We start from the raw sequence: 24,117 nt of genomic DNA, 5'->3' as shown, positions 1-24,117 counted from the left end.
GCGGCCGGGCCTGCTCACCCTGCAGCGCTGACCTGCCCGACCCGGCACGTACGCACCGCCTCGAGGACCCCGGCCGCACGCCGACCGGGGTCCTCAACTGTCTTCAGGCCGCGCTTCGAACGTGAAGTACACGCTCAGGCAGTGAGGCTCCCCCTCGCCGTCGAGGAAGTCCCAGGAGACATCCGCGATGCGCACATCGTGCTCGCTCACCCAGGCGTGTGCCTTCGAGAAGACATGGGCGGCGCTCCTCCCGAGGAAGAGTTTCCGGGCCATCGGATGCACCCCGGTCTCCGCCTCCGAGTCGTCGAAACCTTCCGGAACGTTCAGACAGAAAGCGGGGTTGAGCATCGGTACCGTCCTCGACGATCGGAGTGGCCGCACCCGGAAGGCCAGCTTCAGGGCGTGTCACCGGATAGGACGCCGTGCGGCGGGAAAGGTTGCTCCAAGGCCGCCGCCCCCCCGGAAGCATCGAAGAGGCTGCGCGCGGCGGTGTGCTCAGGCGGTCGGCAGCGAGACCGTGATCCGGGTGCGTTGCCCGGCGGTGAGGCCGACCGTTCTGGCGTGCGGGCCGAGGGCGGAGGGACCGACCCGCGCGGAGGTGGTGACGGACGCCATGCCGCGCCGGCTGATCAGGGTGACGTCCCGGGTCCGGTCGGCGGTGACGGTCACGGTCGTGGTGCCGCCGGCCAGGTCCCAGTCCAGGCTGTGCACACGGATTCCGCCGCGGCCCCGGAGGCCGGTGATGCTGCCCTTGTCCCACTGCTCGGGCAGTGCGGGCAGGATCTCCACGATGCCTGGCCTTGTGCAGAGCAGTGCTTCGGCAAGCACGGCGGGCAGGGCGTTCGCCGCGTCGGCGTTGTAGATGTGCCGACCGGGGTTGTGGGAGGTCATCAGCGAGCGGAAGAGCATGTCACTGCCGGTGATCTTCCGCAGGTTCTCGTAGACCCGGGCGCCGTCCTTGAGCCGGGCGGCCGCCAGGGCGCGATGGAGGCTGCCGTGCGCGGAGAGGTTCTGGTCTCCGCGCAGTTCGAGCGCCTTGAGCGCCGGGGGCACGAGGTCGGGCCGTTCCTCCGGATTGATCTCGTGCAGGGGCCAGGCGGCGTACAGGTGCTGGATGTGGCGGTGGTCGTAGCGGTCGGTCAGGCCGGGCCAGGACCATTCGGCGAGGGCGCCGGCCTCGTTGATCCGGTAGTCGGGGAGCCTGTCGAGCAGTGCTGTCCAGCGTTCGACACCCTCGCCGCTGCCCTGTTCGACGCCGAGGGCGCCCGCGGCGTCGATCGCGGCCCGGAGGGCGTGCCTGCCGGCCATGATGTCGCCGGTGGCGTTGACGGACAGGTACTCGCCGGTGTTGCCCGGGGCGTTCTCCATGGAGAAGGAGGGCACGAAGACGGCCCTGCCGTCCGCATCCGTGCGGGTGAGGAAGTCCTCGTAGAACAGGGCCAGTTCCATCAGGGCAGGGCCGAGCCTGTCCCGTAGGTAGGTCTCGTCCCCGGTGACCTCGTAGTACTCCAGAAGCGGGTGAAGCAGCCAGTCGGCGCCGCCGGTCCAGCAGTGGCCGGGGAAGTCGCCGCCGTCGAAGTGGAGCATGTGGCCGTATTCGCCGTCGGTGCGGGAGGGGGCCAGGAAGCCACGCGCTCCGTAGAGGTTCCCGGCGTTGGTGCGCCAGTGGTCGAGTTGGCCGAGAACCAGGTCGGAATACCCCTGCATGACCTCGGTGAGGTCGAGGATGTTGCCGCCCGCGACCTGGAGGTTGACGTTGGCGTCGGTGGTGAAGTCACCGGCCCAGGCGGCGGTCCACGCGCCCGTCCAGATGCCGGTCAGGCGGGGCGGCAGGATGCCGCTGGAGCTGAGGAAGAGGTAGCGGCCGGAGTCGTAGAGCCGCTCCAGCAGAGCCGGGTCGACGACGCCGCGGTCGGCGTTCTGCCGCGCGATCAGTTCCGTCGTCGTCAGTCGGCGGTCGGCCTCGGGGACGCCCAGGTCGAGTCGGGAACGGTCGTAGAGTTCGGAGTGCAGCTCCGTGTGCCGCCCGAGCAGCGCCTCGTAATCCCCTTCCAGGGCGGCCAGCCCGGCGCGCAGGAGCCGGGCCTCCGGAGCCGGCGGCGTCTCGTGGCGGTCCAGCCGGGTGAGGAGCGTGAGCCTGGTCGCCCCCGCGACCACGATGGCCGAGCCGCTGACGGCGACCGTGCCGCCCGTGGGCACCACCCGGGTGACGCCCTCGTAGCCGTACGCTCCCATGCCCGCCGGGTAGACACCGTGGAGTTCCAGCCACCCGGAGCCCTCGTCGATCCCGGCCAGGACGGTGAACGTGACGCGCGTGTGCAGGTCGTCGCGCCCGCCGTGGTCGGTGGGTGTCTCGTCGAGCGCGGTGTGCACGCTCAGGGTGACATCGACGGTACGGCCCGGGGCCGGCGTCAGTTCGTGGACGACGACCCGGTCGGCACGGGAGACGAAGACCCGGCGAGACCAGGTGCCGTGGCCGTCGGCCCAGGCGGAGGTGACCTCACCCGTGCGGAAATCGGTGACCCGGACGTACCCGGTGTACTGGCCGGCCAAGGGGCCGTTGGCGGTGGCGATCCGGAGCTCGTACGCGGGATGGTAGGTCTGGGTCCACCGCAGCTCCCAGCCGGCGGCGAAGTCGCGGCTCGCTCCGGCGTAGTCCCCGGCCAGCGCCTTGTCCCGGACCGCCGGCAGCCGATCCGCGAGCACGGGTGGGGTGAGGTCGCGGGTGCCGTTGGGCAGGACGAGGCGGTGGTGGTCGAGGATGACCTTCTCCAGCGCCGGGTCCCCGTACACCACGGCCCCGTACTCGCCGTTGCCGGTGAGGAAGCCGTCGGTCCACGACTCGGCGGGGGCGTTGTCGTGGATCCCGCGGTCGGGCAGCGGGACCCGGGCCGGTGCGGGCGCGGTCGGGTCGCCCGTGCGGGGACGTGCGGAGTGCATCGCTTTCCTGCCTTTTCCTGCTGCCGGGCCCGACGGTCGGCCACATCGGGACCGTGAGCCGTGTACAACGCCATTCTCGTTCTTCTCCACGGCCCCGGCGCGTGGGTCGGGGCCGTGGCCGAGGCGGCCGGTACCGTCCGCGGCGCTCGACGGCACCGGCCACCCCCGGTCAGTGGGTCTTGTCGTGGGCCTGCTGGTAGATCTGCAGGAAGCGCTTCAACCCGAGCTGGTCGAGGTTCTCGAGGTACGAGTCCCGGTCGGAGTCGAGGGACTTTCTGCCGGTGATGAACTGCACCGCGCTCTGCTGCACGAAGGTGCCGATGTTCGTCTGGAGCGTGGCGAGCTCACCCGCCCGCGCCGGGTCGATCCACGCCTCGCCGAGGGGGAACTCGGGCGGCGACTTGGACTCGCGGGGACCGGCCGTGCCGGTGCCGGGGCGTCGCGGCGGCGCGTTCGGCCCGGGATCGGCGACGCGCGCCAGCAGGCGCCCGGTACACGGAGTATGAGCGGTGCCGGGTGTCGACCCGGTCGGCGCGGATCCGAGGGCGTAAGAGGTCGCCGGCGCTCGGCCGGCCGGGGGAGGGGAAGGCGGCCCTCGGATGCGCGGTACGTTCGGCGCTGCCCGGCTCCGCGGCGCGCGGCCTCGGGGGCGCCTCCTCGCGGCCCGGCGCGTCATCGAGGTGGCGGGGGCCGACGCTGTCTCCGGTCGACGGCCGCGAGACGCCGCCGGGATCATCCGGTCCGTGTCCCTCGTCACCGCCGGTACGGACTGTCACATGGGCGGCGCCGTAATCGCGTTCGGGATTCACGGCGCCGGAACCGTCGGGCTCGCGCCGGGTCGGGAACCGTGTACCCACCGCTGCCACCGTGCTGATCAGGTCAGTCATGGTGCCCGGCCGTCCCGGCCCGGGAGCCGTGGTGTCGGTGAGGGGCCATGGAACCACCTGTCTCAAGCGTCGGGGGCGGTCCCCGTAGAGCGACGGGCGCCGGACATGGGATGAATTAAAGGTCGAGCGCCCCGCCTTGTCCATAGCGCCGACAGAAATTCAGTACGATATCCGAGGTGGGCCAGTAAATATGGCCGTGGCAGCCGTCAACGAGGCTCCCCATGCTTGCCCTGGGCATGGGATGTCCTGTCATGCCGCTGGAGGCCGGGTGGGGAGCTCACCCGCGGCGGTCCCGTTCGACGCAGGACATGCGCTGACGCAGGGCGCTGCCCCGTGCGGCGTCGGTTCGCTCGGCGGTGTCGTGGAGACGGCGGTGAGCGCGCAGCAGCCCGGCGAAGAACCGGATGACCGGCGATCCAGCCGTATGTCACGCGCACGTCGATCTCGGTCGGCCTCGGCGGACCTGGATGTCAGAGCCTCCTGGCACGATCACGGCATGACATCGATCGACGGGCGACTCGTCCACGACACGGCCCAGAAGCACGGCGTCCCGGACACGGTCGCAGCCGAGCTGCTCGCCCACTCCCGCCCGTGCATCCACCTGCTGGGCCTCGGCCAACTGACCCCGGCCCAGCGGGAGACCGCCCGCCCGGCCGCACGCACGGGCGGACTGCCCTCACTCCCGGACGACGCCGACTGGCCCGACGGCAGGGAACCCCTCGTCCTGACCGTCGACTGCGCGGCCCTGCCACGGGACATCCTGGACATCGAGCTGCCCGCCGACGGCCACCTGCTCTTCTTCTCCGAGATCGAGTACGAGCCGGAGTCCTCCGCGGTGCTCCATGTGCCCGCGGGAGCGCGGACCACCGAGCGCTCCCCGGCGTACGACCTCGACGGTGAGACCGTGCATGTCAAGGTCTACGAACCGCAGACCCTCTATCCCGTCGTCGGACTGACCCTGCACAGCGACTGGCAGGACGCCCCCGCGTGCCGCGCCTTCCTGGACGAAGGAGACGGCAACGAAGCGATTCTGGACGGCTTCAAGGAGGCAGTGCTCGAACTGGCCGCCCAAGGCGCCATGTTCGGCGTGCGCGTCCAGCTCGGCGGCTTCTCCGACCCCTACCAGACGCACCCCGACGAGGGTGACCTCGTCCTCTTCGCCCAGATGGCCGGCCAGGCGATCGACTACCGCGTCTACACCCTGAACCTGATCACAGGTACCAGGCAGGACATCGCCGCGCGCCGCTACACCGCACTGGAATACACGCAGCAGTACTGATCGAAGGGCTGTCTGCTCACCCGTACGAGCCGCCGGAGGGACAGCACCGCCGGCGACCCGCGAAAGTCGTGCGGCAGTGGTCCCAGGGCCTGCCGCTCAGTCGAAGACCGGGCCCCCCGACCGTGCCCGCTTCAGTTCCGCGAAGGCCGGGACCGAGGCCGCGAGCATGAGCGCGTCCCAGAGACGGGCGGCCTCCTCCCCCCTGGGGATGGGGGTGAGGACGGGGCCGCAGAAGGCGCGCCGCCCTCCCGTCCCGTCGGGGACCGCGATCACCGGGCTGCCGGACTCCTCGCCCACCGCGGTCTGGGACCGCTCGTGGGAGGCGCGGACCTCGGCGTCGTAGGTGTCCGTGTCGGCGTACCGGACGAGTTCCGCCGGGAGGCCCGCCGCCGTCAGCGCGGCCTCGATGGCCTCAAGGCTGGGGCTGGGGCCGTCGCCCTCCTTGTGGAAGCGGGTGCCCAGTTCGGTGTAGAGCCGGGCGATCGCGTCGCCGTCGTGCTGCTGCTGGGCCGCGACGATCACCCGGACCGGGCGCAGTCCCTTGGGGCCCACCAGTTCGTGGTACTCCTCCGGGATTTCGTGGAGCCGGCCCTCGTTGAGAAGGGCCAGGCTCATGACGTGCCAGCGGATGTCGAGGTCGCGCGAGCGCGCCGCCTCCAGCAGCCAGCGGGAGGTCGTCCAGGTCCACCCGCACAGCGGGTCGAACCAGAAGTCGACCGGGGTCGGGGACTTCACCGTGTCGGACATGTGCTCTCCCGTCAGACCGTCGCGATGCCGAACAGCACCGAAGCCGCCGCGACCACCATCAGGACGGCCGGCATCGGCAGGCCCTTGGTGTCCTTGGCACGGAGGTGGGTGATGACCGCGCCGATGAAGTAGAGGACGACCCCGACGCCGGCGGCTGTCCCCAGCGGCCGGTAGAAGATGCCGACGAGCAGACCGAGCGCTCCGGCGATCTCCAGGGCGGCCAGCCGCGGGAACCAGCTGTCCGGGACGCCGATCTTGTGCATCCCCTCGGTGATCTTCTCGTCCCGGACGAGCTTGGCTCTGCCGGAGGCGATGAGCACGAGGGCGAGCAGGCTCGCGACGACGACGTAGGCGATGAACACGGGGAACTCCTAGAGCGGTTCTTCGGAAATCGGTGACAGGTGGGACGCGGAGCGTCAGGCGGGCGATGCGGGGACGGCCTCCACCACGCTGCTCGGGGAGCGGGTGGGCAGGATGCGGGACAGGGTGAAGCCCGCCGCGGCGAGGAGCCGCCGGAACTCGTCGGCGGTGCGTTCCTGGCCGCCGCTGAGCACCATCATGTTGAGGTCGATGATCTTGCTGGGTGAGAAGCCGTCGCCCTCCGGGACGACCGTGTCCACGACGAGCAGGCGCGCGTTCGCTCCCATGACCCGTCGGCAGGACCGGAGGATCTCGACGGCGGCGTCGTCGTCCCAGTCGTGCAGGACCCATTTCATCGTGTAGAGGTCACCGCCCTCGGGGACCTTCTCGAAGAAGTCGCCGCCCACGAGTTCGCACCGGTCCGCGAGACCCGCGGCCTCGATCCGTTCGCGGCCGTGCGCCACGACGTGCGGCAGGTCGAGGACGACGCCGTGCGCCCGGGGATGGGCGGTGAGGATGGAGGCCAGGAAGCCGCCCTCGCCGCCGCCGACGTCGACGATCCGCTCGTGGCGGCCGAAGTCGTAGACGTCGAGCACGGCGTCGGCGACCATCGCGGTGAGCCCCGTCATCGCCTTGCCGAGGTGGGCGTTCATGGCGGGGGTGTCCGCGAAGAACTGCCAGATCTTCTTCCCCACCGCCCGCTCGAAGACCGGTTCGCCCGAGCGCACGGAGTCCACCAGCAGCCCCCAGGCGGCATGGTGGGCCTCACCCAGCTCCATCTGGACGAAGGACGCCAGGGAACCGGGGACGTCCGAGCGCAGGGCGTCGCCGAGGGGGGTGGTCGTGTAGCGGCCGTCGGTGTCCGAGCGCAGCACGCCCACACCGGCCAGGGTGCGCAGCAGCCGGGCCAGGGAGCGGGGGTCGGTGCCGGTCGCGGCGGCCAGATCGGCGGTGGTCCGGGGCTCGTCCGCGAGGGCGTCGGGCACGCCCAGCGCGGTGGCGGCGTGGACCGCCCGCGCCACCCAGAAGCTCGTGACGATCTGGAACATACCGTCGAAGTCGGGGTGGGTACCGACATCCTCGGGGCGTGCGGTGGCATCCATGGCAGTCTCCGGGCGGCTCGGCAGTGCTGGCAGCGAGAGGGTGGGGAGGAGCGTTCCGGCCGTGCGCGTCCACGGTGCCGCGCACGGCCGTCGGCGCCGGGTCAGGCGACGGTGATGGCGATCTTGCCGACGGTGCCCGCGCCGAACGCGCCCACCGCCTGGGCCACGGAGTCGAGCGGGTACGTCTGGCCGATCGGCACCTGGAGCGCGCCCGAGGCGACGGCGTCGGCGAGCCGGTCCAGCGTGGCCACGTCGGGGTTGGCCATCACGGAGGTGACCGTGATGCCGGCGCGCCCCGCCTGCTCGGGGCCGAAGCCCAGGGTGGAGGCGAGCCGGCCGCCGTCGGCCAGCAGCTCCACCAGCTGCGTCGGGTCACCGGCCAGGTGCACGAGGGCCGTCACTCCGTCCGGTGCGATCGCGCGGACCTGCTCGGCGAGGTCGCCGGTGTGGTCCACCACGTGCGCCGCGCCGAGGCCGCCGACGAACTCCGTCTCGGCGCCCGGCTTCGCGGTGGCGACGACCGTCGCGCCGGCCGCCGCTGCCAACTGGACGGTGTACGCGCCCACCCCGCCCGTGGCGCCCACGACGAGGACCGTGTCACCGGCCTTCGGCGCGATCGCGTCGACGATGCCGGCGGCGGCCGTGCCCGCCAGGCCGAGGGCCCCGGCCCGGTCGAGGTCCAGGCCCTCCGGGACGGCGGTGACGGCGTATCCCTCGGCGACCACCACGTACTCGGCGAAGGCGCCGTCGCAGACGACCGGCTTCATCACCACGCCGAACACCCGGTCGCCGACGGCGCGGGTCACGCCCTCGCCGACCGCCTCGACCGTGCCCGCGAAGTCCTTGCCGAGGGTGACCGGGAACTTGTGCTCCAGCACGTCCTTCAACACGCCGTAGATCACGGCGCCGTCGAAGCCGTTCAGCGACGAGGCGTGCACCTTGACCAGGATCTCACCCGGCCCCGGCTCCGGCTTGGCCACCTCGGTCACCGCGGGGGTGGTGCCGAAGTCGTCGATGGTTACTGCGCGCATGGATTGCTCTCGCTTCCTGATGGGATGTCAGAGGATCGTGAAGTGGGTGAGCTGCGGTGCGGGTTGGGGCCTGTCCGGCGGGCCAGGTCGCAGGGAACGGGCGGTGCCTCATCGGCGCCGGTGAGCGGGGGAGTCGGCAACCGACGACAATGCCGGTGGGGGCACCACCCCCCTCGAGCGGAGCCGAGAGTGGGGGAGGGCGTGCCGAACCCCGCGTCTGCGACATGATCCGTGGGACAGGCCCTAGCGGACGGCCTGTTCGTAGGAGGCCTGCATCACCGTCGCGACGACCTCCAGCTCATCGGCGTCGCGCGGGGCGTAGAGCATGACGATGCTGCTGGGGAACTCGGGCCGCCGGGAGATCGGGTGCGGTTCCACCCAGCCCAGCTCGGTCAGCGGGCCGAGCGACTCCATCGGCACCGTGAGGTGCATGAACCCGGAGCGGTGGATGTGCCCGAACTCGTCGACCGACGGGTGCAGGAACGCTTCGAAGGCCCGGTCCTGCTTGTTCAGGCGCAGCGCCAGGGAGGACGGTTCCGACACCTGGCTCTGGGTCATGAACACGCCCGGCAGGGCCTCCGCGCGGGCGATCAGCGCGGCCCGGATCTCCGGCGGGGAGAAGTCCTCGAGCTGGTCGTGCGGGATCTCCCGGCCGGTCGTGGCAGGCCGGGGCCCCTTGCGGGGAGGCAGCGCGCTCAGCGCGCTCGGTTCGGCGGCCATGGTTCTCCTCGGGTCCTCGTTCTCGTCTTCGCGGCAGCGCTCCACGGCATGCCGGAGTCACGCACGAACAGTGCGTTGGTCACTTCTTGTTCTCGTTGGAATTTTGGGTGATGCTGCTGGGATGGCAGAAGACGGCACCTCAAAAAGCGCTACGCACATGGATGTTCCCGACCAGGTCAGCGAGGGTCTGACCACGTGCCGGCTGCGGGACGTGCTGGACCGGGTGGGTGACAAGTGGAGCGTTCTGATCATGGCGCTGCTCGGCGACGGACCACGGCGCTACTCGGATCTGCGGCGCTCCATCGACGGCATCTCGCAGCGGATGCTCACTCTGACGTTGCGCAGCCTGGAGCGTGACGGCCTGGTCATCCGGACCGTCACCCCGAGCACACCGCCCCGGGTGGACTACGAGCTGACCCCGGTGGGGCACACGCTCTCCAAGGAGGTGAGTTCGCTCATCGCATGGTCCGAGCGCCACCGGGAGTACATCAGCATGTCCCGCCGCAGTTACGACGCCCGGTAGCCGTCGCGATCTCGCCGATCCCGCCGCCGGCCAGGTCACCGGCAGGGGTGGTCGTCCGGTGGCGGCGCGGACCGCGTGGGCCCCGCCCTCGGGCGCGCCCGCTGTGCCCGTCGTGACCATGGCGGGGATTCAGGACCGCGGCGTGGATGCGAGGGAAGTGGGGACGCGCCGGGCCTGGACACGCGCCCCCTCGAGGGCCTGCCCGAGGGAGGTGGCGGCCATGGCCTGGAACCCGCTGAGCCGGGGCACATGTCCGGACTTGGTCATCTCGGCGTGCAGGAAGGTGAGGTCGTCGGCGAGCGCGACCATGCCGAACGCGGCCTTGAGGTAGGGCTCCTGGAAGTCGTACGCGTACCGGGACGTGCCCGGTCCGTAGGCGCCGCCGCGGGCTGTGACCACCACGACCTGCTTGCCGGAGAGGGGCCCGGTGCCGGTCGCCGGGTCGACCATCAGCGGAGGGATCACGAGCCGGTCGAACCACGCCTTGAAGGTGGCGGGCAGTGACAGGTTGTGCATGGGCAGCCCGAGGACGAGCGTGTCGGCCGCCCGCACCTCCTCGACGAGATCCCAGGTGAGCGCCCAGCTCGCCTTCTCCTCCGGGGTGACGGCGGCGTCGCGGGCCTTGTCGAGGTCGCGCACCTCATCGCTCTCCAGCCGGTGCATCACCGTGATCTGGGCCGCGTCGACATGCGCCACGGGCAGCGCCGCCAGGTCCCGGTAGATGTGTTGCCCCTCGGGGTTGGCCGCCCGCCAGGACGCGGCGAACTCGGCGGTGACCCGCCGCGTGGTCGACTGGATCCGCGGGCTGGTGTCGAGGTGCAGAAGGGTGGGCACGGAGTCACGCTCCTGGGTGGGGTGGTCGGTCGAGGGGAGTGGTGAGGGGGGTGCGCGGGGTGCGGGACGGGGCCCGTTCAGACCGGCTCCTCCTGCCGCCCCCAGCGTGGATAGCTGCCCAGGAAGCGGGCTCCCGCGCTCAGCCTGGCGATCGCGGACATCGCCTCGCGGACGGGTGGGTTCTCGATGTGACCGTCGATGTCGATGAAGTACCGGTAGCTGCCGAGGCGGTCGCCGGTGGGCCAGGAGTGGAGCCGGCTGACCTCGATGTCCCGGGAGGAGAACTCGGTGAGGATGTCGATCAGCCGGCCGGGGCCGTCGCCGGGACTCACCATCAGGGAGGTGCGGTCCATACGGGTGCGCGCCGGCGGGAACCACGCGGGTTCGACCGAGACGAACCGGGTGATCGCGCCGGCCTGCTGGCCGATGCCGGTGGCGAGGGGCGTGAGGCCGTACAGGTCCGCCGCCAGCGGAGCCGCGACCGCGGCGAGGCCCGCCGCCGACTCCGCCTCGGCCACCTCGCGCGCGGCCGCCGCCGTGGAGTCGGCGGGCCGTACGCGCGCCCTGGGCAGGTGCTCCGTCAGCCAGGGCGCGCACTGGGCGAGCGCGTGCGGATGACTCAACACCTCGGTGACCTCGGCGAGTTCGGTGCCGGACCGGGCCATCAGGGTGAACGTCACCGGCACCTCCACCTCCGCCGTGATGTGCAGCTCCGCCGTGACCAGCTGGTCCATGGTGACGGGCACCACGCCTTTCACCGAGTTCTCCAGGGGCACCACGGCCGCCCCGCAGTCCCCGCGGCGCACCGCGTCCAGCGCCGCGGGGACCGTGGGGAAGGGGCGGTCCCGGCCGGTGGGCACGACCCGGCGCAGCGCCGCCTGGGTGAACGTGCCCTCCGGGCCCAGATAGGCGAACGTCATGACGTGCCGTCAGCTCTCTATCAGTCGGTGGAGGAGAACGGTGTCGAAGATGTCCTCCATACGGACGGCCCGGCCGTCCCGGAGGGTCCAGGAGTGCACGAAGTCCAGGGTCTGCGTGTGCCCGGAGTGCGAGGTGACGTCCCGTACGCCGAAGACCACGACCCGGTCGCCGGACTGGACGAACTCCATCGGGTGCAGGCGCATGCCGCCCAGAACGGTGGGCACATGGGCCAGGAACTCCTTGACGCCCGCATGTCCCACCTTGGTGCCGCCGAGGCCGTACTCGTGCATCCCCTCGGGGTGGATCCATTCCACGTCCTCGGAGAGGACGGCGAGCAGCGCGTCCACGTCCCGGGCGTGGAACGCCTGATACGCCGCGTGGATCAGATGGAGGTTGCTCTCCTGCGTCTTCACGGACTGTGTCTCCTCGTCACTTCGCGTACTCGGGATACATGGACTCGACGGTGCGGCGGATGCCCTCACGCCAGCCGACCTTGCAGGGGCCCGTCAGCCGTCTGCGCACCGTCGGGTCGAACTGGTACGTCTCCCGGGTGACCTCGCTCGGCACCAGCTTCGCCTCGACCCCCGTGAGCTCCTCCAGATAGCGGACGCAGTCGGTCATGCCGACCGGCTCGTCACCGCCCCAGTTGGTGAGGACGGCCGGCACCGACGCGGCCTCCCACAGCCGGGGAACCTGGTCGATCAGGTCGTCGGTGTACAGCAGAGAGCACCAGTTCTGGCCCTCGACGGGCACCGGTATGGGCTCGCCGGCCAGCATCCGCTTGAAGTAGAGCATCGGCACGCCGCCGTAACCACCGGGTCCGTAGGCGATGTTGAGACGGGCGATGACGGTCGGCAGACGCAGGGTGCGGGCGTACGCGCGGACCGCGCCCTCGGTGGCGATCTTGGCGACGGGATAGACGGGCAGCCAGTCGGCGACCCCGTCGACCGGGTCGTCCTCGGTGTACGCGTGGTCCAGGGTCTGGCGCGCGTACAGGGCACCGGTGGAGACGTAGAGGAACGCCTCCGCGCTGCGGCAGTGGGTCATCAGCCTGCCGGCGGCCACCGTGTTGACCTCGATCGCGGTGTTGAAGTCACCGTCCTCGCCGCGCCGTACGGCGGAGTGGATGACGTGGGTGAAGTCCTCCGGCAGGTTCTCGAGGGTTCCCTCACCGGTGTCGTCCATGTCCCAGCGGAAGGTGGTGATGCCGTGCCCGGTGAGCGTCTCCTCGGAGCCGGGGGTGCCGAACCGGCCCAGCGCCCAGACCTCGTTGTCCCGCGCGAGGGCCTTGGCCACCGGGCCGGCCACCTGCCCGGTGCCCCCGGTGACCAGGATCTTCTTGCCGTTCATCGTGCTCCTTGGTGTTCGGCTCGGGGTGTCAGCCGGCATCGCCGAGCGCGCGGTCGAGTTCCTTGCGCAGGATCGACTGGAACACGGCCACATGGTTCGGGCCCATCAGGGTGTAGTGCTCACCGGGCACGTCCAGGTAGCGGACGTCGGGGCAGTGCTCCTCCCACCGGCTCAGCTCGTTCTTCAGCCAGTCCTCCTTGGTGCCGCGCAGCGGGATCGCGTAGAAGACGGACATGGAAGGGACCGAGCCGCTGGGCGTGTACGTGCGGCCCAGGTCGGTGAGCCCGTCGGCGAGGGTGGCCCACGCGGTGAACTTCTCCAGGGTGAGGTCGAGTTCGGCGAGCCGGGCCTTCGGCGCGATGTCGATGAAGTGCGCCAGCTGCTCCTCGCGGGAGAGGTGACGCAGCTGCCCCGGCAGGTCCAGGGACTGCTTCTTGTCGATGAGTGCCAGGAAGAACGCCAGGTTGGCGGCGGTCTCGACGAAGTCGAGCTCGTTCATCCGGTACTTGATGTGCGGGGGCAGGTTGAAGCTGCCGACGAAGTCGACGCGTTCGCCCTGCGCCTGGAGGACCTTGGCGATCTCGAAGGCGACGGCACCGCCGTAGGAGTATCCGGCGACGGCGTACGGGCCGTGCGGTTGCTTGGCGCGGATCGCGTCGACGTAGGTGGCGACCATCTCCTCGAAGCTCTCGAAGGGCTTCTCGCCCGCGTTGAAGCCGCGCGCCCGCAGGGCGTAGAACGGCCGGTCGCCCACGAAGTACTTGGCGAGGTTGACGAAGACGAGGACCTCACCGACGCCCGGGTGGACGCAGAACAGCGGTGTCTTGTCGCCGACGGCCTGCATCGGCACGATCGGGTCGTACGGTCGTACGGCCGCGCCGTCCTCGCCCAGCCGGGCGGCCAGCTCGCGGACGGTCGGGGCCGTGAGCACGGTGATGATCTGGAGGTCGTGTGCGCCGAGCCGCTGGGCGACCATGCTGCGCAGCCGCAGGATGTCCAGTGAGGTGCCGCCCAGGTCGAAGAAGTTGGCGGTGGCGCTGAGCCGGTCCGGGTCGGTGTCGAACATCTCGGCGTAGATCCCGGCGAGCACCCGCTCGGTCTCGCCCTCGGGCGCGGTGTACCCGCCGAGACGGCGCAGGACGAGGTCGGCGACCGACCGGGTGACCTGTTCGTAGGCACCGGCCTCCAGCTTCTTGCGCATCAGGGAGCGCTGGATCTTGCCCAGGCTGGTCTTCGGGAACGCCTCCTTGGGCAGCGGCAGGATCAGCGAGGGGCGGAATCCCCAGTGCATGACGACACCGGAGCGCACCGCCGACAGGACCCGGTACAGGGCGAGTTCGTCGCCGTCCTCGGTCTCCGGGTGGAAGGCGACGACGAGTTGCTCGGTGTCGCTGCCCGGGGCGCGGGTCGGGAACGCGGCGACGTAGGAGCGGGCGACGCCGTCCAACTGCTCGAGCGCGGTCTCGATGTCGTGGCTGAAGTAGTTGACACCGTTGACGATGATGCTGTCCTTGCTGCGGCCGACGAGGGTGAGCCGGCCGTCGTCGATCCGGCCGAGGTCGCCGCTGCGGAACCAGCCGTCCGTGGTGAAGGCGTCCCGGGTGGCCTGCTCGTTGTTGTAGTAGCCCGGGGTGATCATGGGCCCGGTGAGCTGGAGTTCACCGGTCTCGCCCTCGCCCAGCTCCTGGTCGTGCTCGTCGGCGACGCGCAGCAGCAGGCCCTCGACGGGGGTGCCCAGGTTGGCGAATTCCTTGCCCTGGTCGGAGGCCGGGAACGCCTGGGAGTAGACGGAGCCGGCGCAGGTCTCCGTCATCCCGAAGGCGGGCCACAAGGCGTCGGGGCGCAGTCCGTGGGACGCGAAGCGGCGCAGGAAGGTCTCGCCGGTGGTGCGGACCACGGCCTCGCCGCCGCTGATGATGTGGCGCAGCCGGGTCAGGTCGACGGGCCCGGTCTCCTCGAGCCGGTCGGCGGAGGCGTTCAGCAGCCCCAGCAGGAAGTTGGGGGTGAAGGTCATGGTGACGCCGTGCCGGGAGATCAGCCGCAGGAACTCCAGCGGCTCCCCGAGGACGACGGCGGCCTCGACGTGCAGCTGGGTGGCGCCGGCGTAGAGGGGCAGCAGGTGGCATTCCAGGAGGGCGGCCACGTGGTCGAAGGACACCCAGTTGAGGGAGACGTCGTCGGAACCGAGCCGGTGGTAGCCGTTCTTGCCGGCCATGGACGCGAGCAGGTTGGCGTGGGTGAGCCGGACGGCCTTGGAGTTGCCGGTGGAGCCCGAGGTCAGCACCAGCAGCGCGGTGTCCTCCGGCGCGGCCTGGTGGAGCAGTCCGGCGGGTTCGGCGGCGTACAGACTCGACAGCGGGGTGACGCCGAGGCCCTCCACGTGCGGCAGCTCGGCCGCGAGGGTCTCGGTGGTGACGACCAGCGGCTGGTCGAGGAGGGTGTTCACATGGCCGAGCTGGCCGGCCCAGCGCTCGGGATCGCCGCTGAGGGGTGCCATCGGAACGGGGACGAAGCCGCCGAGCAGGCAGGCCCAGAAGGCGGGGAGGAACTCATGGGGGCGTTCCAGAAGCAGGACGACCTTGTCCTGCGGGGCGAGGCCCCGGCCGCGGAGGCCGGTGAGTATCTTGCGGGCCTCGTGGGCGAGTTCGGGATAGCTCTGGTGCCATGAGCCGTCGGGGCCGGTGGCGCCCTGTTCGTAGCGGAGGCCTGACCCGGGGTGGTGCTCGGCGGCCCGCAGGAGGAGGTCCGCGATGTTCCGGGTCGATGAAATGGGGATTGTCATGTCATTGACCTCTCTGGTTCCAAGGAAACGCGCCACGGGGCGGTGGTCGGGGGGTGTCACCGGGTGACGCCTGCGGCCGCCGTGGCGGGGGGCCGCCCACCTTCGACCGGGGAGGATCCTCAGTGCGGCGTGGGCTCGGGGCCGTGCGGCGGCCCGGCGGCCGGACACGGCCGACGGCGTTCCGCGAAGGCGGACTCCGAGGCGGACGAACAGCGCAACACGCGGCTCCCTGGTTCCCGGCAGTTCGATGAGTGAGTGGTCGACCGAGTCCCCTCGCACGAAGAGCGCACAGGGCCGTGACAACTAGCCTCTGCGGGGCGGGTCACCGGTTTCAACAGCCCTGCTTTCAGGGCTTCGTCAGGTTTCACAAATCGCGCGCGCGTGTGTGGGCTCCGGTTCAGATCCAGGTCAGAGGAGTGTCAGATGCCCAGGTCGGGCGAGGGCGCCCGGTGAAAGGCGCGGGCGGCCCACCGGACGGGGAGCGGGGCGCGGACCACTCGGCCGGTGCTCACGGCGGAGCGGCATTCCACTCCTTCCCCCCGGGACATTCTCTTCCTTTTCTGTCGGTCAGGCGTCAGCTGTTCCTGTCGGACGGCCGGTGGGCGGAAACTCTTCACTCCCGGGGGCTGCCCGTCGATTCGGAATTCAGCCGTTTCCGAGCCTGAACCCGACACCCCGGATGGTGATGATCCAGTCACTGGCGCCCAGTTTGCTTCTCAGACTGCTGACGTGTGTGTCGACGGTCCGCCGGGACCAGGAATCGCCCCACACCTGTTGCATGAGGCGACTTCGCGGAATCACACTGCCCGGATGGGAGGCCAGCAGATACAGGAGATCGAATTCCTTGCGGGTGACGAGGACGGGCCTTCCGTAGACGCTCACCTCGCGAGAGCCGGCGTCGATCCTGAGCGGCCCGTGCGAAATGACGTCGACGGGCCGTGGTGCTGGCCGGGCTCGCCGCATCACGGCCTGCATCCGGGCCATCAGTTCCCGGAACCCGTACGGCTTGACCATGTAGTCGTCCGCTCCGGCCTGGAGTCCGAGGACCCGGTCCAGCTCGGTGCCCCGGGCGGTGAGGGCGATGATGGGGAGGTCGGACACGGTCCTGATGGCACGGCAGACCTCCAGCCCGTCCAGGTCGGGCAGTTCCAGATCGATGAGGACCAGATCGGCGTGCCCGTACACCTGGAGCGCCTCCCCGCCCCGCTCGACCACGCTTACTTCATGTCCGTGGCGACGCAGATTATGGATCAAGGAATCCGAGTATTGGACGTCGTTTTCCACCACGAGGACGCGCCATGCCTCGGTCGCCACCGGCGGCGGCATGACGGCCGTTCCGGTGCCCGCGGCGAAACCGGGATTCGCCAGAACTGGCAGTTCCGGTGCACGCTGACTCATCGTCTCCCCCAAGACTCGTCTAGCTCTCAAGACCCCCGACTGGGCAGGGCCACAGCACTCGGCGAGTCTAAAAACGCTTTCTTCCGGCTGTCAAAGATCCATGGCGTAAACGAGTTGTGTCGAACGAGTCAAATGGAGTTCCGTGCTCCGATTGCGGATCGTGGATCATACCGGGCGAACGGGAGCGCCGGTCTTGCGTGGATCGAGCCCCTTTTGGATGCCCGCGACCAGCGATTCGTCCCCTCTCGGCCGTCGCCCCGCGGCATGTGACGGATACTCGGGGAATCGCCCTGCGCTTCCTGCATGTACACGATCGAACGGCACTGCGCCGCACCCCTGCCGCTGGCCGGAACCGTATGGTCAACGGCGTGCGCGGCTACCCCGCTCTCCTGTGCGCAATGATCTTGGCGCCATCCTTTCGGCTTCCGTGAAGAGTCGCATTCCCGACCTTACAAAGGCCGAAAAGGGCGCGAACACGAATGTGCCCAGCGAACGCGGAAGTTCCCTCGTGCGCGGAAGTTCCCTCGTGCGCGAAACGTCCAAGGCGGTCTCAATTCAGCCGCACAACATCGGTATGCGGGTCCGGATCCGTACGCCCCGGCGTGCCGCCACGGGACGGAGAAGAGCGGTCTGGCGTCACCGGCCCGGGAGGACCGCCTCTGCACGCTCCGGTCCGGTGTGCGCGGCGGCGGAGTCGGTCAGACCGAGACGGAGGTGTTCTACGTGGTAGATGGCCTGGTCGATCAGTTCGGCCACGTGGTTGTCGTACAGCGAGTACACGATCGAGCGGCCCTTGCGGGTGCCGACGACGAGGCCGAGGTTGCGCAGGAGGCGAAGCTGGTGGGAGCAGGCGGACTGTTCCATGCCGACTTCGGTGGCCAGCTCTGTCGCGGGCAGGGGGCCTTCGCGCAGGCGGGCGAGGATCAGCAGCCGCGACGGGGTCGCCAGGGCCTGGAGAGTGGTGGCCACCTTGGCGGCACCGGCCGCGTCCAGGCCCCTGCGCGGGACGCGTTCCGGCGATGGTGCGGCTCCATGACCCATGGGCTCATGGTACGGCACCCATCAATGAATACATGAACGACTCTTCATTCTTTCCTGTTACCGTGGTGGGGTCGGTCTCTGTGCTGCCCACCGTGAAGGACCCCGCGTCGATGTCATCCACACTCACCCGTCCGGCGCCGCCCGGTGCCGCGCACGAGGCCGTGGCGCCCCGCCGCCGCACCCGGATGCTCGCCCTGCCCGAGGCTCGCTGGGCGGCAGCCGCGCTGGTGCTGTTCCTGATCGCGTTGCCGCTGTATCTGTCCGGGGTGCCGGCCTGGACGTGGGGCACGTTGTTCGCCGCCGTCTACGCCACCGGCGGCTGGGAACCGGGCTGGGCCGGCCTCCAGGCGCTGCGGGAGAAGACCCTGGACGTGGACCTGCTCATGGTCGTCGCCGCACTCGGCGCGGCGGCGATCGGGCAGGTGCTGGACGGTGCGCTGCTGATCGTCATCTTCGCCACCTCCGGTGCACTGGAGGCGATCGCCACGGCCCGCACCGCCGACTCCGTGCGCGGCCTGCTCGACCTCGCCCCCACGACGGCCACCCGCATCGCCGACGAAGGCACCGAGGAGACGGTCCCCACGGAGCGCCTCGAGGTGGGCGACGTCATCCTGGTGCGGCCCGGTGAGCGCATCGGCGCGGACGGTCGCGTGCTGGACGGGGCCGGTGAGGTCGACCAGGCCACCATCACCGGTGAGCCGCTGCCGGTGGCGAAGGAGGCCGGGGACGAGGTGTTCGCCGGCACCCTCAACGGCAGCGGCGCCTTGCGGGTGAAGGTCGAGCGGGACCCGTCCGACTCGGTCATCGCCCGGATCGTGGCCCTGGTCGAGGAAGCCTCCGAGACCAAAGCACCGACTCAGCTGTTCATCGAGAAGATCGAACAGCGCTACTCGCTCGGCATGGTCGCGGCCACGGTGGCGCTGTTCGCGCTGCCGCTGCTGTTCGGCGCCGGTCTGCAGTCCACGCTGCTCCGCGCGATGACCTTCATGATCGTCGCCTCTCCGTGCGCCGTGGTCCTCGCCACCATGCCGCCGCTGCTGTCCGCGATCGCCAACGCCGGCCGCCATGGTGTCCTGGTGAAGTCGGCCGTGGTCATGGAACGCCTCGGGCAGGTCGACGCCGTGGCGCTGGACAAGACGGGGACCCTGACCGAGGGCACGCCGAGGGTGACGGACATCCGTCCGCTGGCCGCCTCCGGTCTGACGCGGGACGAGTTGCTGCGGCCGGCGGCTGCGGCCGAGCACCCCAGCGAGCATCCGCTGGCGCGCGCGATCGTGGACGCCGCCCGCTCCCGCGGCCTGCACATTCCGCCGGTGGACGATTTCGTCGCCATGCCGGGTGCGGGGGTGAGCGCGAAGGTGGAGGGCTGCGCCGTAGCGGTGGGCAGCCCCGCCCGCGTCCTGGACGACCCCGCCGGTCATCCTGCCGTCGCCGTGGCCACCGCCCTGGAACAGCAGGGCCGTACCGCCGTGCTGGTCACGCTCGACGGCAGCCCGGTGGGGGTGCTGGGCATCGCCGACCGGCTGCGCGAGGAGGCCGCAGGCACCGTCGCCGCCCTGGGCGGGCTGGCCGGCTCCGCCCCGGTGCTGGTCACCGGCGACAATCCCCGCGCGGCGACCCGGCTCGCCGCCGAGGTCGGCATCACCGACGTCCGCGCCGGTCTCCTTCCACAGGACAAGGTCACCGCGGTGCGGGAGATGGAGCAGGCCGGACGGAAGGTGCTGGTGGTCGGCGACGGCGTCAACGACGCCCCCGCCCTGGCCGCCGCCCACACCGGCGTCGCCATGGGCCGCGCCGGATCCGACCTCGCCCTGGAGACCGCCGACGCCGTCGTCGTCCGCGACGAACTCGCCACCATCCCCACCGTCGTACGCCTCTCCCGCCGGGCCCGACGCCTGGTGGTGCAGAACCTGGTCGTCGCCGCGGTGTTCATCACCGGCCTCGTCGTCTGGGACCTGGTCGGCACCCTGCCGCTGCCGCTGGGTGTCGCCGGGCACGAGGGCTCCACGGTCATCGTGGGCCTCAACGGCCTGCGCCTGCTGGCCGACGGCGCCTGGCGCCGCGCCGGCGCCGGGAACCGCACGTGAGCCGCCGCGGTCGCGGGACCGGCCGAGCCACGGCCGCCGGTACGGCCCGCTGCACCGTCACCGTGTGCCGCGGCTGCTGCTGCGGCACCGGGAAGATCCCCGGTGTGGACCACGTTGCCCAGCTCGCCCGGCTGCGCGAGGCGGTCGCCGACGTCGCGCAGGTCCGCGTGACCGGGTGTCTGGACGCCTGCGAGCACGCCAACGTGATCGTCGTGCAGCCCTCGCCGGCCGGTCGGGCCGCCGGCGGACGGCCCGTGTGGCTCGGCCTGGTGAACGACTCCGACGCCGCCGATGACATCGCCACCTGGATCGCCGCCGGCGGTCCCGGGCTGGCGGACCCGCCAGGTGTGCTCGACCTGTACGCGTTCACCCCGTCCAGGCGCGTTCGCCAGGCCGTCGAGGGCTGATCCGCCGCCCCGTCGGAGGCGCGACGGGGCTCTCGGTGACATCGCTGCGTGGTGCGTGCCTCCAGGCAGGGCGCTACCCTGGTCCGCGGCTGTGGTGTGAGGCCACGGCCGCGGCGGTGGGGCTCGCCGTACCCGAACCGCGGCATCGGTGCCGCCGGCAGTCCCTCCTCGCGATGGAGCGCGCCCACACGTCCGCGGGCACCGGCGAGCAGAAGACGCACGCACGGGTCCGCCCCCGGCCCCAGGCTGACGGACGGGCCCACACCCCCGGGCGTCGATCCGCACGTACCCGCACGGCGGGGGCAGTCCTGGGGGCCTGGGGGCGGTGTTCGGCGGGGTGTCTTTCGCGGAGGCGATGTGGGCGTGAAGCAGTCGGTGTCCGAGGGGCGCGAGGCGAACACAACCGCACGGATGGGGCCGTGGCGGTTCGTGGTCTGGTTCGGCACGGTCAGCCTGCTCGCGGACTTCGTGTACGAGGGCGCCCGCTCGATCACCGGACCCTTGCTGGCCTCGCTGGGAGCGTCCGCGCTCGTCGTCGGAGTGGTCACCGGCGCCGGTGAGGCGGCGGCCCTGGGCCTGCGACTGGTGTCCGGCCCGCTGGCGGACCGCACCCGGCGATTCTGGGGCCTGGCGATCGCCGGCTACGCGCTGACGGTCGTCTCGGTACCGCTGCTGGGTGTGGCCGGGACGCTGTGGGCGGCCTGCGCGCTCGTGGTCGCCGAGCGGATCGGCAAGGCGGTCCGCTCACCGGCCAAGGACACCCTGCTGTCGCACGCCACCGCCGCGACGGGGCGCGGTCGCGGCTTCGCCGTCCATGAGGCGATGGACCAGATCGGCGCCCTCGTCGGCCCGCTGCTGGTGGCGGGTGTGCTCGCGCTGACCGGGAACGACTACGGTCCCGCGCTCGGCGTCCTCGCCGTACCCGGCATCGCCGTACTGCTGCTGCTGTTCCGGCTGCGGGCCCGCGTGCCTGACCCGGAGGCCTACGAACGCGCAGTGACCGCCGCAGCGCCCGCCACACGGCAGGTCCGGGAGGGGCGTCTGCCGAGGGCGTTCTGGACCTACGCCGGGTTCACGGCGGCCACCACGACCGGGTTCGCCACCTTCGGTGTGCTCTCCTACCACTTGGTGCAGCAGCATCTGCTGACCGCCGCGTGGGTGCCGGTGGTGTACGCGGCGGCGATGGCCGTGGACGCGCTCGCGGCGCTGGCCACCGGGTGGTTCTACGACCGGTACGGCCCGCGTGTGCTGGTCGCCCTGCCCGTTCTGACAGCGGGCGTGGTGGCGCTGTCGTTCAGCGACACGGTCGCGGTCGCGGTGGCCGGAACGCTGGTGTGGGGCGCGGCCACCGGCATTCAGGAGTCCACCTTGCGCGCCACGGTCGCGGACCTGGTGCCCGGCGGACGACGGGCGACCGCGTACGGCCTGTTCGCCGGTGTGGTCGGTGCGGCGAGTCTGGCCGGTGGCGCGCTGACCGGCGGCCTGTACGGCTATTCGGTCCCCGTGCTCATCACGGTGGTCGTCGCCATTCAAGTGGTGGCTCTCGCCCTGCTGTTGGCCACCCGGACCGGCCACCGCTGACGCAGGGAGCCGCCCCCACCAACTCCTCCGGGCAGGTGCCGGGTCGGCGTCGCCACAACGGCCTGCTCCGCGCCGGAGCGCAGACGGGGCTCCGCGTGAGCGTGAGACGGTCAGCATCGGGCGCGGCCGCGCCCTGGCGTTGCCGACCTTCGGTCCGCGGGGGAGTGACCCGGCCCGGCGCCGCCGGGGCCTCCGGCCGGGAGGCGGCTGCTTCTCGGCGGACCGAGCCGTTGGTTTCCGTCCAAGGGTTCTCGCGCTCCGGCCGTCGCAGAAGGCGTGGCCCAGGCTGGTGGGCACCATGGCCCTCGCCCGGTGCGCTCTCCCCACCGCGCCGGTCACGCTGGTCACGGTGAGTCCGACGCGGCGTTGTTCAGCCGTGCCCCGCCGCAGGCCGCACTACGCACCCCTCCACTCCGCGAAGACCCTCCGATGGCCCAGGTGCGGTGGTGGTCCGCGGTACGTGAGGCACATGGTCGACAGGGCGGCCTCTTCCCGAGAACGGAGTGATCCCTTGCAGCGCACTGCACAGATCTCACCCCAGGCCCTGGAGTCGATCTCGACTCCCGAGCGGGTCGAGACCCACCTCGGCACTCTGGAATTCCCGCTGGGTGTGCCGACCGAGGAGACCGCGAACCGCGTCTACGACCATGTAAGGCACGTGCGCGCGGTCAGCGCGTTCCTCGACGCGTATTCCGGCGTCAGCCTGTGGGCGGCCCGCCGGGGATTCCTGGAGGCCGGAATCCAGGACCACGACGTCCTTCTCTTCTCGGAGTTCATGGATCCCGGGACGCTCGTGCTGACCGGGAACGCGGACACCGTCTACTTCCTGACCTTCCTCGACCTGACCGAGGGGCCGTTGGTGGTGGAGGTGCCGCCCCTGGCCCTCTGTTTCCTCAACGACATGTGGTTCCGCTGGGTCGCGGACCCCGGCATGGCCGGTCCGGATCGCGGAGCAGGCGGCAAGTACCTCTTCGTGCCACCCGATTACGAGGGCCCCGTTCCCGAGGGCGGGTTCTTCACGCTCCGGACCCGTACCACGCGGCTCGTCCTGGGCGGTCGGGCCTTCCTGGAGGGCGACGACCCGAAGCCGGCGGTCGAGCGGGTCAAGGAGGGCCTGCGCCTCTACCGCTACGTCCCCGGGTTCTACGGGACCAGCATCGGGGAGATCGTCACCGGCGGCACGGCCCCGCCGCTGCCGTGGACCGCTCGGACCTGGACCGCCGCCCTGCACAGGCCCGACCCGCCGCGTTTCGTCGAGGGCTCGGGGCTTGCCGTGAACACGGTTCCGCCCGGGGACGCGACGTACTTCGACTTCGCGAGCGAGCTCGTGCACGACCAGCCGGCCGAGGCGCTCGACCCCGAGATCGCCGGTGCTCTGGCCGCGGTCGGCATCGTCAAGGGCAGGCCCTTCGAGCCGGACGCGCGGACGCGGGAGATCCTCACCGAGGCAGCCGCGGTCGGCAACGCCACGGCCCGCACCCTCGCCTTCCGTCCGCGTCCGGCCGAGGGAGCGCACTACTACGGTGCCTCCTCCCGGTGGCTCAACGGCCTGCTCGTGTCCGGCCACGAGTTCCTGGCCCCGCCCGCGGACATCACCGACACAGGCGTCGAGCCCCGCCCGAACGACGGTGCCCGGAAACTCAACCTGCGGTCCTGGTGGTGGTACCTGGGCGTGGGCATCAGCCCGGCGTTCACGGCGCCGCTGCCCGGCGTCGGCTCGCAGTACGTGTTCTCCCTGGCGGATCAGGAGGGCCGGGCCCTCGACGGCGGCAGCTCCTACCGACTGGTGCTTCCGCCGGACATCCCCGCCGCGAGGTTCTGGTCGGTCACCGTCTACGACAACCAGACGCGGTCGATGCTCGACACCCCGCAACGGTTCCCGCGGGCCGGCAGCCAGGCCTATCCCACCCCGGCAGCGGTCCCCGACGCGGACGGCACGACCACGGTGCACTTCGGGCCCGACCGGCCCGACGGTGTGCCGGAGGGCAACTGGATCCAGACCACACCGGGCCGGGGATGGTTCGTGGTCCTGCGGCTCTACAGCCCGCTGCAGCCGTTCTTCGACAAGACCTGGCGACCGGGCGAGATCGAACCGGCGTGAGGTCTTACGGCGTCGCCGTGGCGCT

At 71.1% G+C, this 24,117-nt stretch carries 21 protein-coding genes; 6 read left to right on the top strand and 15 right to left on the bottom strand.

Going from position 1 to position 24,117, the window contains the following annotated elements:
• Positions 1 to 93 precede the first annotated feature (93 nt).
• The 3 genes from ACWC21_RS38945 to ACWC21_RS38935 all read right to left on the bottom strand — a co-directional run bounded on the left by ACWC21_RS38945 (position 94) and on the right by ACWC21_RS38935 (position 3,250).
• The gene (locus ACWC21_RS38945) at positions 94 to 348 is read right to left on the bottom strand and encodes a hypothetical protein (RefSeq protein ID WP_450889203.1); all 255 of its coding nucleotides are present in this window, start codon (positions 346 to 348) and stop codon (positions 94 to 96) included.
• Positions 349 to 495: 147 nt separating this feature from the next.
• On the bottom strand, positions 496 to 2,940 hold the full coding sequence (locus ACWC21_RS38940) for a glycosyl hydrolase family 95 catalytic domain-containing protein (protein WP_450889201.1): 2,445 nt from the start codon (positions 2,938 to 2,940) through the stop codon (positions 496 to 498).
• A gap of 169 nt (positions 2,941 to 3,109) precedes the next feature.
• Positions 3,110 to 3,250, bottom strand: coding sequence for a hypothetical protein (locus tag ACWC21_RS38935; protein ID WP_450889199.1), 141 nt, complete (start codon positions 3,248 to 3,250; stop codon positions 3,110 to 3,112).
• Between the two features lie 1,073 nt (positions 3,251 to 4,323).
• On the opposite strand from ACWC21_RS38935, the gene ACWC21_RS38930 reads away from it, so the two are divergent.
• Positions 4,324 to 5,106, top strand: a complete 783-nt coding sequence (locus ACWC21_RS38930; protein ID WP_450889198.1) for a DUF1963 domain-containing protein — start codon at positions 4,324 to 4,326, stop codon at positions 5,104 to 5,106.
• Between the two features lie 96 nt (positions 5,107 to 5,202).
• Here ACWC21_RS38930 and ACWC21_RS38925 read toward each other — a convergent pair whose 3' ends face one another.
• From ACWC21_RS38925 to ACWC21_RS38905, 5 genes are all read right to left on the bottom strand, one after another.
• Positions 5,203 to 5,853 (bottom strand): mycothiol-dependent nitroreductase Rv2466c family protein, encoded by a 651-nt coding sequence (locus ACWC21_RS38925; RefSeq protein WP_450889196.1) that lies wholly within the window; start codon positions 5,851 to 5,853, stop codon positions 5,203 to 5,205.
• Positions 5,854 to 5,864: 11 nt separating this feature from the next.
• The gene (locus ACWC21_RS38920; protein WP_450889194.1) at positions 5,865 to 6,215 is read right to left on the bottom strand and encodes a DoxX family protein; all 351 of its coding nucleotides are present in this window, start codon (positions 6,213 to 6,215) and stop codon (positions 5,865 to 5,867) included.
• A gap of 54 nt (positions 6,216 to 6,269) precedes the next feature.
• Complete coding sequence (locus ACWC21_RS38915; protein ID WP_450889192.1) at positions 6,270 to 7,316, bottom strand: methyltransferase; 1,047 nt, start codon at positions 7,314 to 7,316, stop codon at positions 6,270 to 6,272.
• Between the two features lie 101 nt (positions 7,317 to 7,417).
• A complete protein-coding gene (locus ACWC21_RS38910; RefSeq protein WP_450889190.1) occupies positions 7,418 to 8,347 on the bottom strand; it encodes an NADP-dependent oxidoreductase in 930 nt (309 codons plus the stop codon).
• Between the two features lie 243 nt (positions 8,348 to 8,590).
• Positions 8,591 to 9,067, bottom strand: coding sequence for a luciferase domain-containing protein (locus ACWC21_RS38905; RefSeq protein WP_450889188.1), 477 nt, complete (start codon positions 9,065 to 9,067; stop codon positions 8,591 to 8,593).
• A 157-nt stretch (positions 9,068 to 9,224) separates the two neighbouring features.
• Between ACWC21_RS38905 and ACWC21_RS38900 the strand changes: the two genes are divergently transcribed.
• Complete coding sequence (locus tag ACWC21_RS38900; protein ID WP_450889186.1) at positions 9,225 to 9,590, top strand: winged helix-turn-helix transcriptional regulator; 366 nt, start codon at positions 9,225 to 9,227, stop codon at positions 9,588 to 9,590.
• A gap of 129 nt (positions 9,591 to 9,719) precedes the next feature.
• Here ACWC21_RS38900 and ACWC21_RS38895 read toward each other — a convergent pair whose 3' ends face one another.
• The 7 genes from ACWC21_RS38895 to ACWC21_RS38865 all read right to left on the bottom strand — a co-directional run bounded on the left by ACWC21_RS38895 (position 9,720) and on the right by ACWC21_RS38865 (position 17,916).
• Positions 9,720 to 10,424: an FMN-dependent NADH-azoreductase gene (locus tag ACWC21_RS38895; RefSeq protein ID WP_450889184.1), complete on the bottom strand. Its 705-nt coding sequence runs from the start codon at positions 10,422 to 10,424 to the stop codon at positions 9,720 to 9,722.
• A 77-nt stretch (positions 10,425 to 10,501) separates the two neighbouring features.
• The gene (pheA, locus tag ACWC21_RS38890; protein ID WP_450889182.1) at positions 10,502 to 11,344 is read right to left on the bottom strand and encodes a prephenate dehydratase; all 843 of its coding nucleotides are present in this window, start codon (positions 11,342 to 11,344) and stop codon (positions 10,502 to 10,504) included.
• A 9-nt stretch (positions 11,345 to 11,353) separates the two neighbouring features.
• Positions 11,354 to 11,758 carry a nuclear transport factor 2 family protein gene (locus tag ACWC21_RS38885; protein ID WP_450889180.1) on the bottom strand — a complete coding sequence of 135 codons (405 nt, stop codon included), beginning with the start codon at positions 11,756 to 11,758 and terminating at the stop codon, positions 11,354 to 11,356.
• Positions 11,759 to 11,774: 16 nt separating this feature from the next.
• Positions 11,775 to 12,695: an NAD-dependent epimerase/dehydratase family protein gene (locus ACWC21_RS38880; protein WP_450889178.1), complete on the bottom strand. Its 921-nt coding sequence runs from the start codon at positions 12,693 to 12,695 to the stop codon at positions 11,775 to 11,777.
• A gap of 28 nt (positions 12,696 to 12,723) precedes the next feature.
• Entirely contained in the window at positions 12,724 to 15,477 is a 2,754-nt protein-coding gene (locus tag ACWC21_RS38875) for an alpha/beta fold hydrolase (protein ID WP_450889176.1), read from the bottom strand.
• A gap of 645 nt (positions 15,478 to 16,122) precedes the next feature.
• Positions 16,123 to 16,875: a response regulator transcription factor gene (locus tag ACWC21_RS38870; RefSeq protein WP_450889174.1), complete on the bottom strand. Its 753-nt coding sequence runs from the start codon at positions 16,873 to 16,875 to the stop codon at positions 16,123 to 16,125.
• A 636-nt stretch (positions 16,876 to 17,511) separates the two neighbouring features.
• Positions 17,512 to 17,916, bottom strand: coding sequence for an ArsR/SmtB family transcription factor (locus ACWC21_RS38865; RefSeq protein ID WP_450889172.1), 405 nt, complete (start codon positions 17,914 to 17,916; stop codon positions 17,512 to 17,514).
• Positions 17,917 to 18,026: 110 nt separating this feature from the next.
• Between ACWC21_RS38865 and ACWC21_RS38860 the strand changes: the two genes are divergently transcribed.
• The 4 genes from ACWC21_RS38860 (at position 18,027) to ACWC21_RS38845 (ending at position 24,092) form a co-directional block, all read left to right on the top strand.
• Entirely contained in the window at positions 18,027 to 20,003 is a 1,977-nt protein-coding gene (locus ACWC21_RS38860) for a heavy metal translocating P-type ATPase (RefSeq protein WP_450889170.1), read from the top strand.
• A complete protein-coding gene (locus ACWC21_RS38855) occupies positions 20,000 to 20,410 on the top strand; it encodes a (2Fe-2S) ferredoxin domain-containing protein (protein ID WP_450889168.1) in 411 nt (136 codons plus the stop codon). Before ACWC21_RS38860 ends, ACWC21_RS38855 begins: the two co-directional genes overlap by 4 nt.
• A gap of 363 nt (positions 20,411 to 20,773) precedes the next feature.
• Positions 20,774 to 21,991, top strand: coding sequence for an MFS transporter (locus ACWC21_RS38850; protein ID WP_450889166.1), 1,218 nt, complete (start codon positions 20,774 to 20,776; stop codon positions 21,989 to 21,991).
• 511 nt (positions 21,992 to 22,502) lie between these two features.
• Positions 22,503 to 24,092 (top strand): DUF1254 domain-containing protein, encoded by a 1,590-nt coding sequence (locus ACWC21_RS38845; protein ID WP_450889164.1) that lies wholly within the window; start codon positions 22,503 to 22,505, stop codon positions 24,090 to 24,092.
• The last annotated feature ends 25 nt before the right edge of the window (positions 24,093 to 24,117 follow it).

The sequence above is a fragment of the Streptomyces sp. NPDC001348 genome (assembly GCF_053597535.1).
The sequence above is the reverse complement of the archived record's forward strand: the minus strand, read 5'-3'. Positions and strand labels throughout refer to the sequence as shown.

Bases quoted from the DNA above. Each gene is read 5' to 3' on its own strand.
- ACWC21_RS38870 (WP_450889174.1), bottom strand. From the start codon at position 16,875: ATGAGTCAGCGTGCACCGGAACTGCCAGTTCTGGCGAATCCCGGTTTC.
- ACWC21_RS38905 (WP_450889188.1), bottom strand. From the start codon at position 9,067: ATGGCCGCCGAACCGAGCGCGCTGAGCGCGCTGCCTCCCCGCAAGGGG.
- ACWC21_RS38940 (WP_450889201.1), bottom strand. From the start codon at position 2,940: ATGCACTCCGCACGTCCCCGCACGGGCGACCCGACCGCGCCCGCACCG.
- ACWC21_RS38860 (WP_450889170.1), top strand. From the start codon at position 18,027: ATGTCATCCACACTCACCCGTCCGGCGCCGCCCGGTGCCGCGCACGAG.
- ACWC21_RS38925 (WP_450889196.1), bottom strand. From the start codon at position 5,853: ATGTCCGACACGGTGAAGTCCCCGACCCCGGTCGACTTCTGGTTCGAC.
- ACWC21_RS38930 (WP_450889198.1), top strand. From the start codon at position 4,324: ATGACATCGATCGACGGGCGACTCGTCCACGACACGGCCCAGAAGCAC.
- ACWC21_RS38915 (WP_450889192.1), bottom strand. From the start codon at position 7,316: ATGGATGCCACCGCACGCCCCGAGGATGTCGGTACCCACCCCGACTTC.
- ACWC21_RS38910 (WP_450889190.1), bottom strand. From the start codon at position 8,347: ATGCGCGCAGTAACCATCGACGACTTCGGCACCACCCCCGCGGTGACC.
- pheA (WP_450889182.1), bottom strand. From the start codon at position 11,344: ATGACGTTCGCCTATCTGGGCCCGGAGGGCACGTTCACCCAGGCGGCG.
- ACWC21_RS38900 (WP_450889186.1), top strand. From the start codon at position 9,225: ATGGATGTTCCCGACCAGGTCAGCGAGGGTCTGACCACGTGCCGGCTG.
- ACWC21_RS38945 (WP_450889203.1), bottom strand. From the start codon at position 348: ATGCTCAACCCCGCTTTCTGTCTGAACGTTCCGGAAGGTTTCGACGAC.
- ACWC21_RS38865 (WP_450889172.1), bottom strand. From the start codon at position 17,916: ATGGGTCATGGAGCCGCACCATCGCCGGAACGCGTCCCGCGCAGGGGC.
- ACWC21_RS38880 (WP_450889178.1), bottom strand. From the start codon at position 12,695: ATGAACGGCAAGAAGATCCTGGTCACCGGGGGCACCGGGCAGGTGGCC.
- ACWC21_RS38875 (WP_450889176.1), bottom strand. From the start codon at position 15,477: ATGACAATCCCCATTTCATCGACCCGGAACATCGCGGACCTCCTCCTG.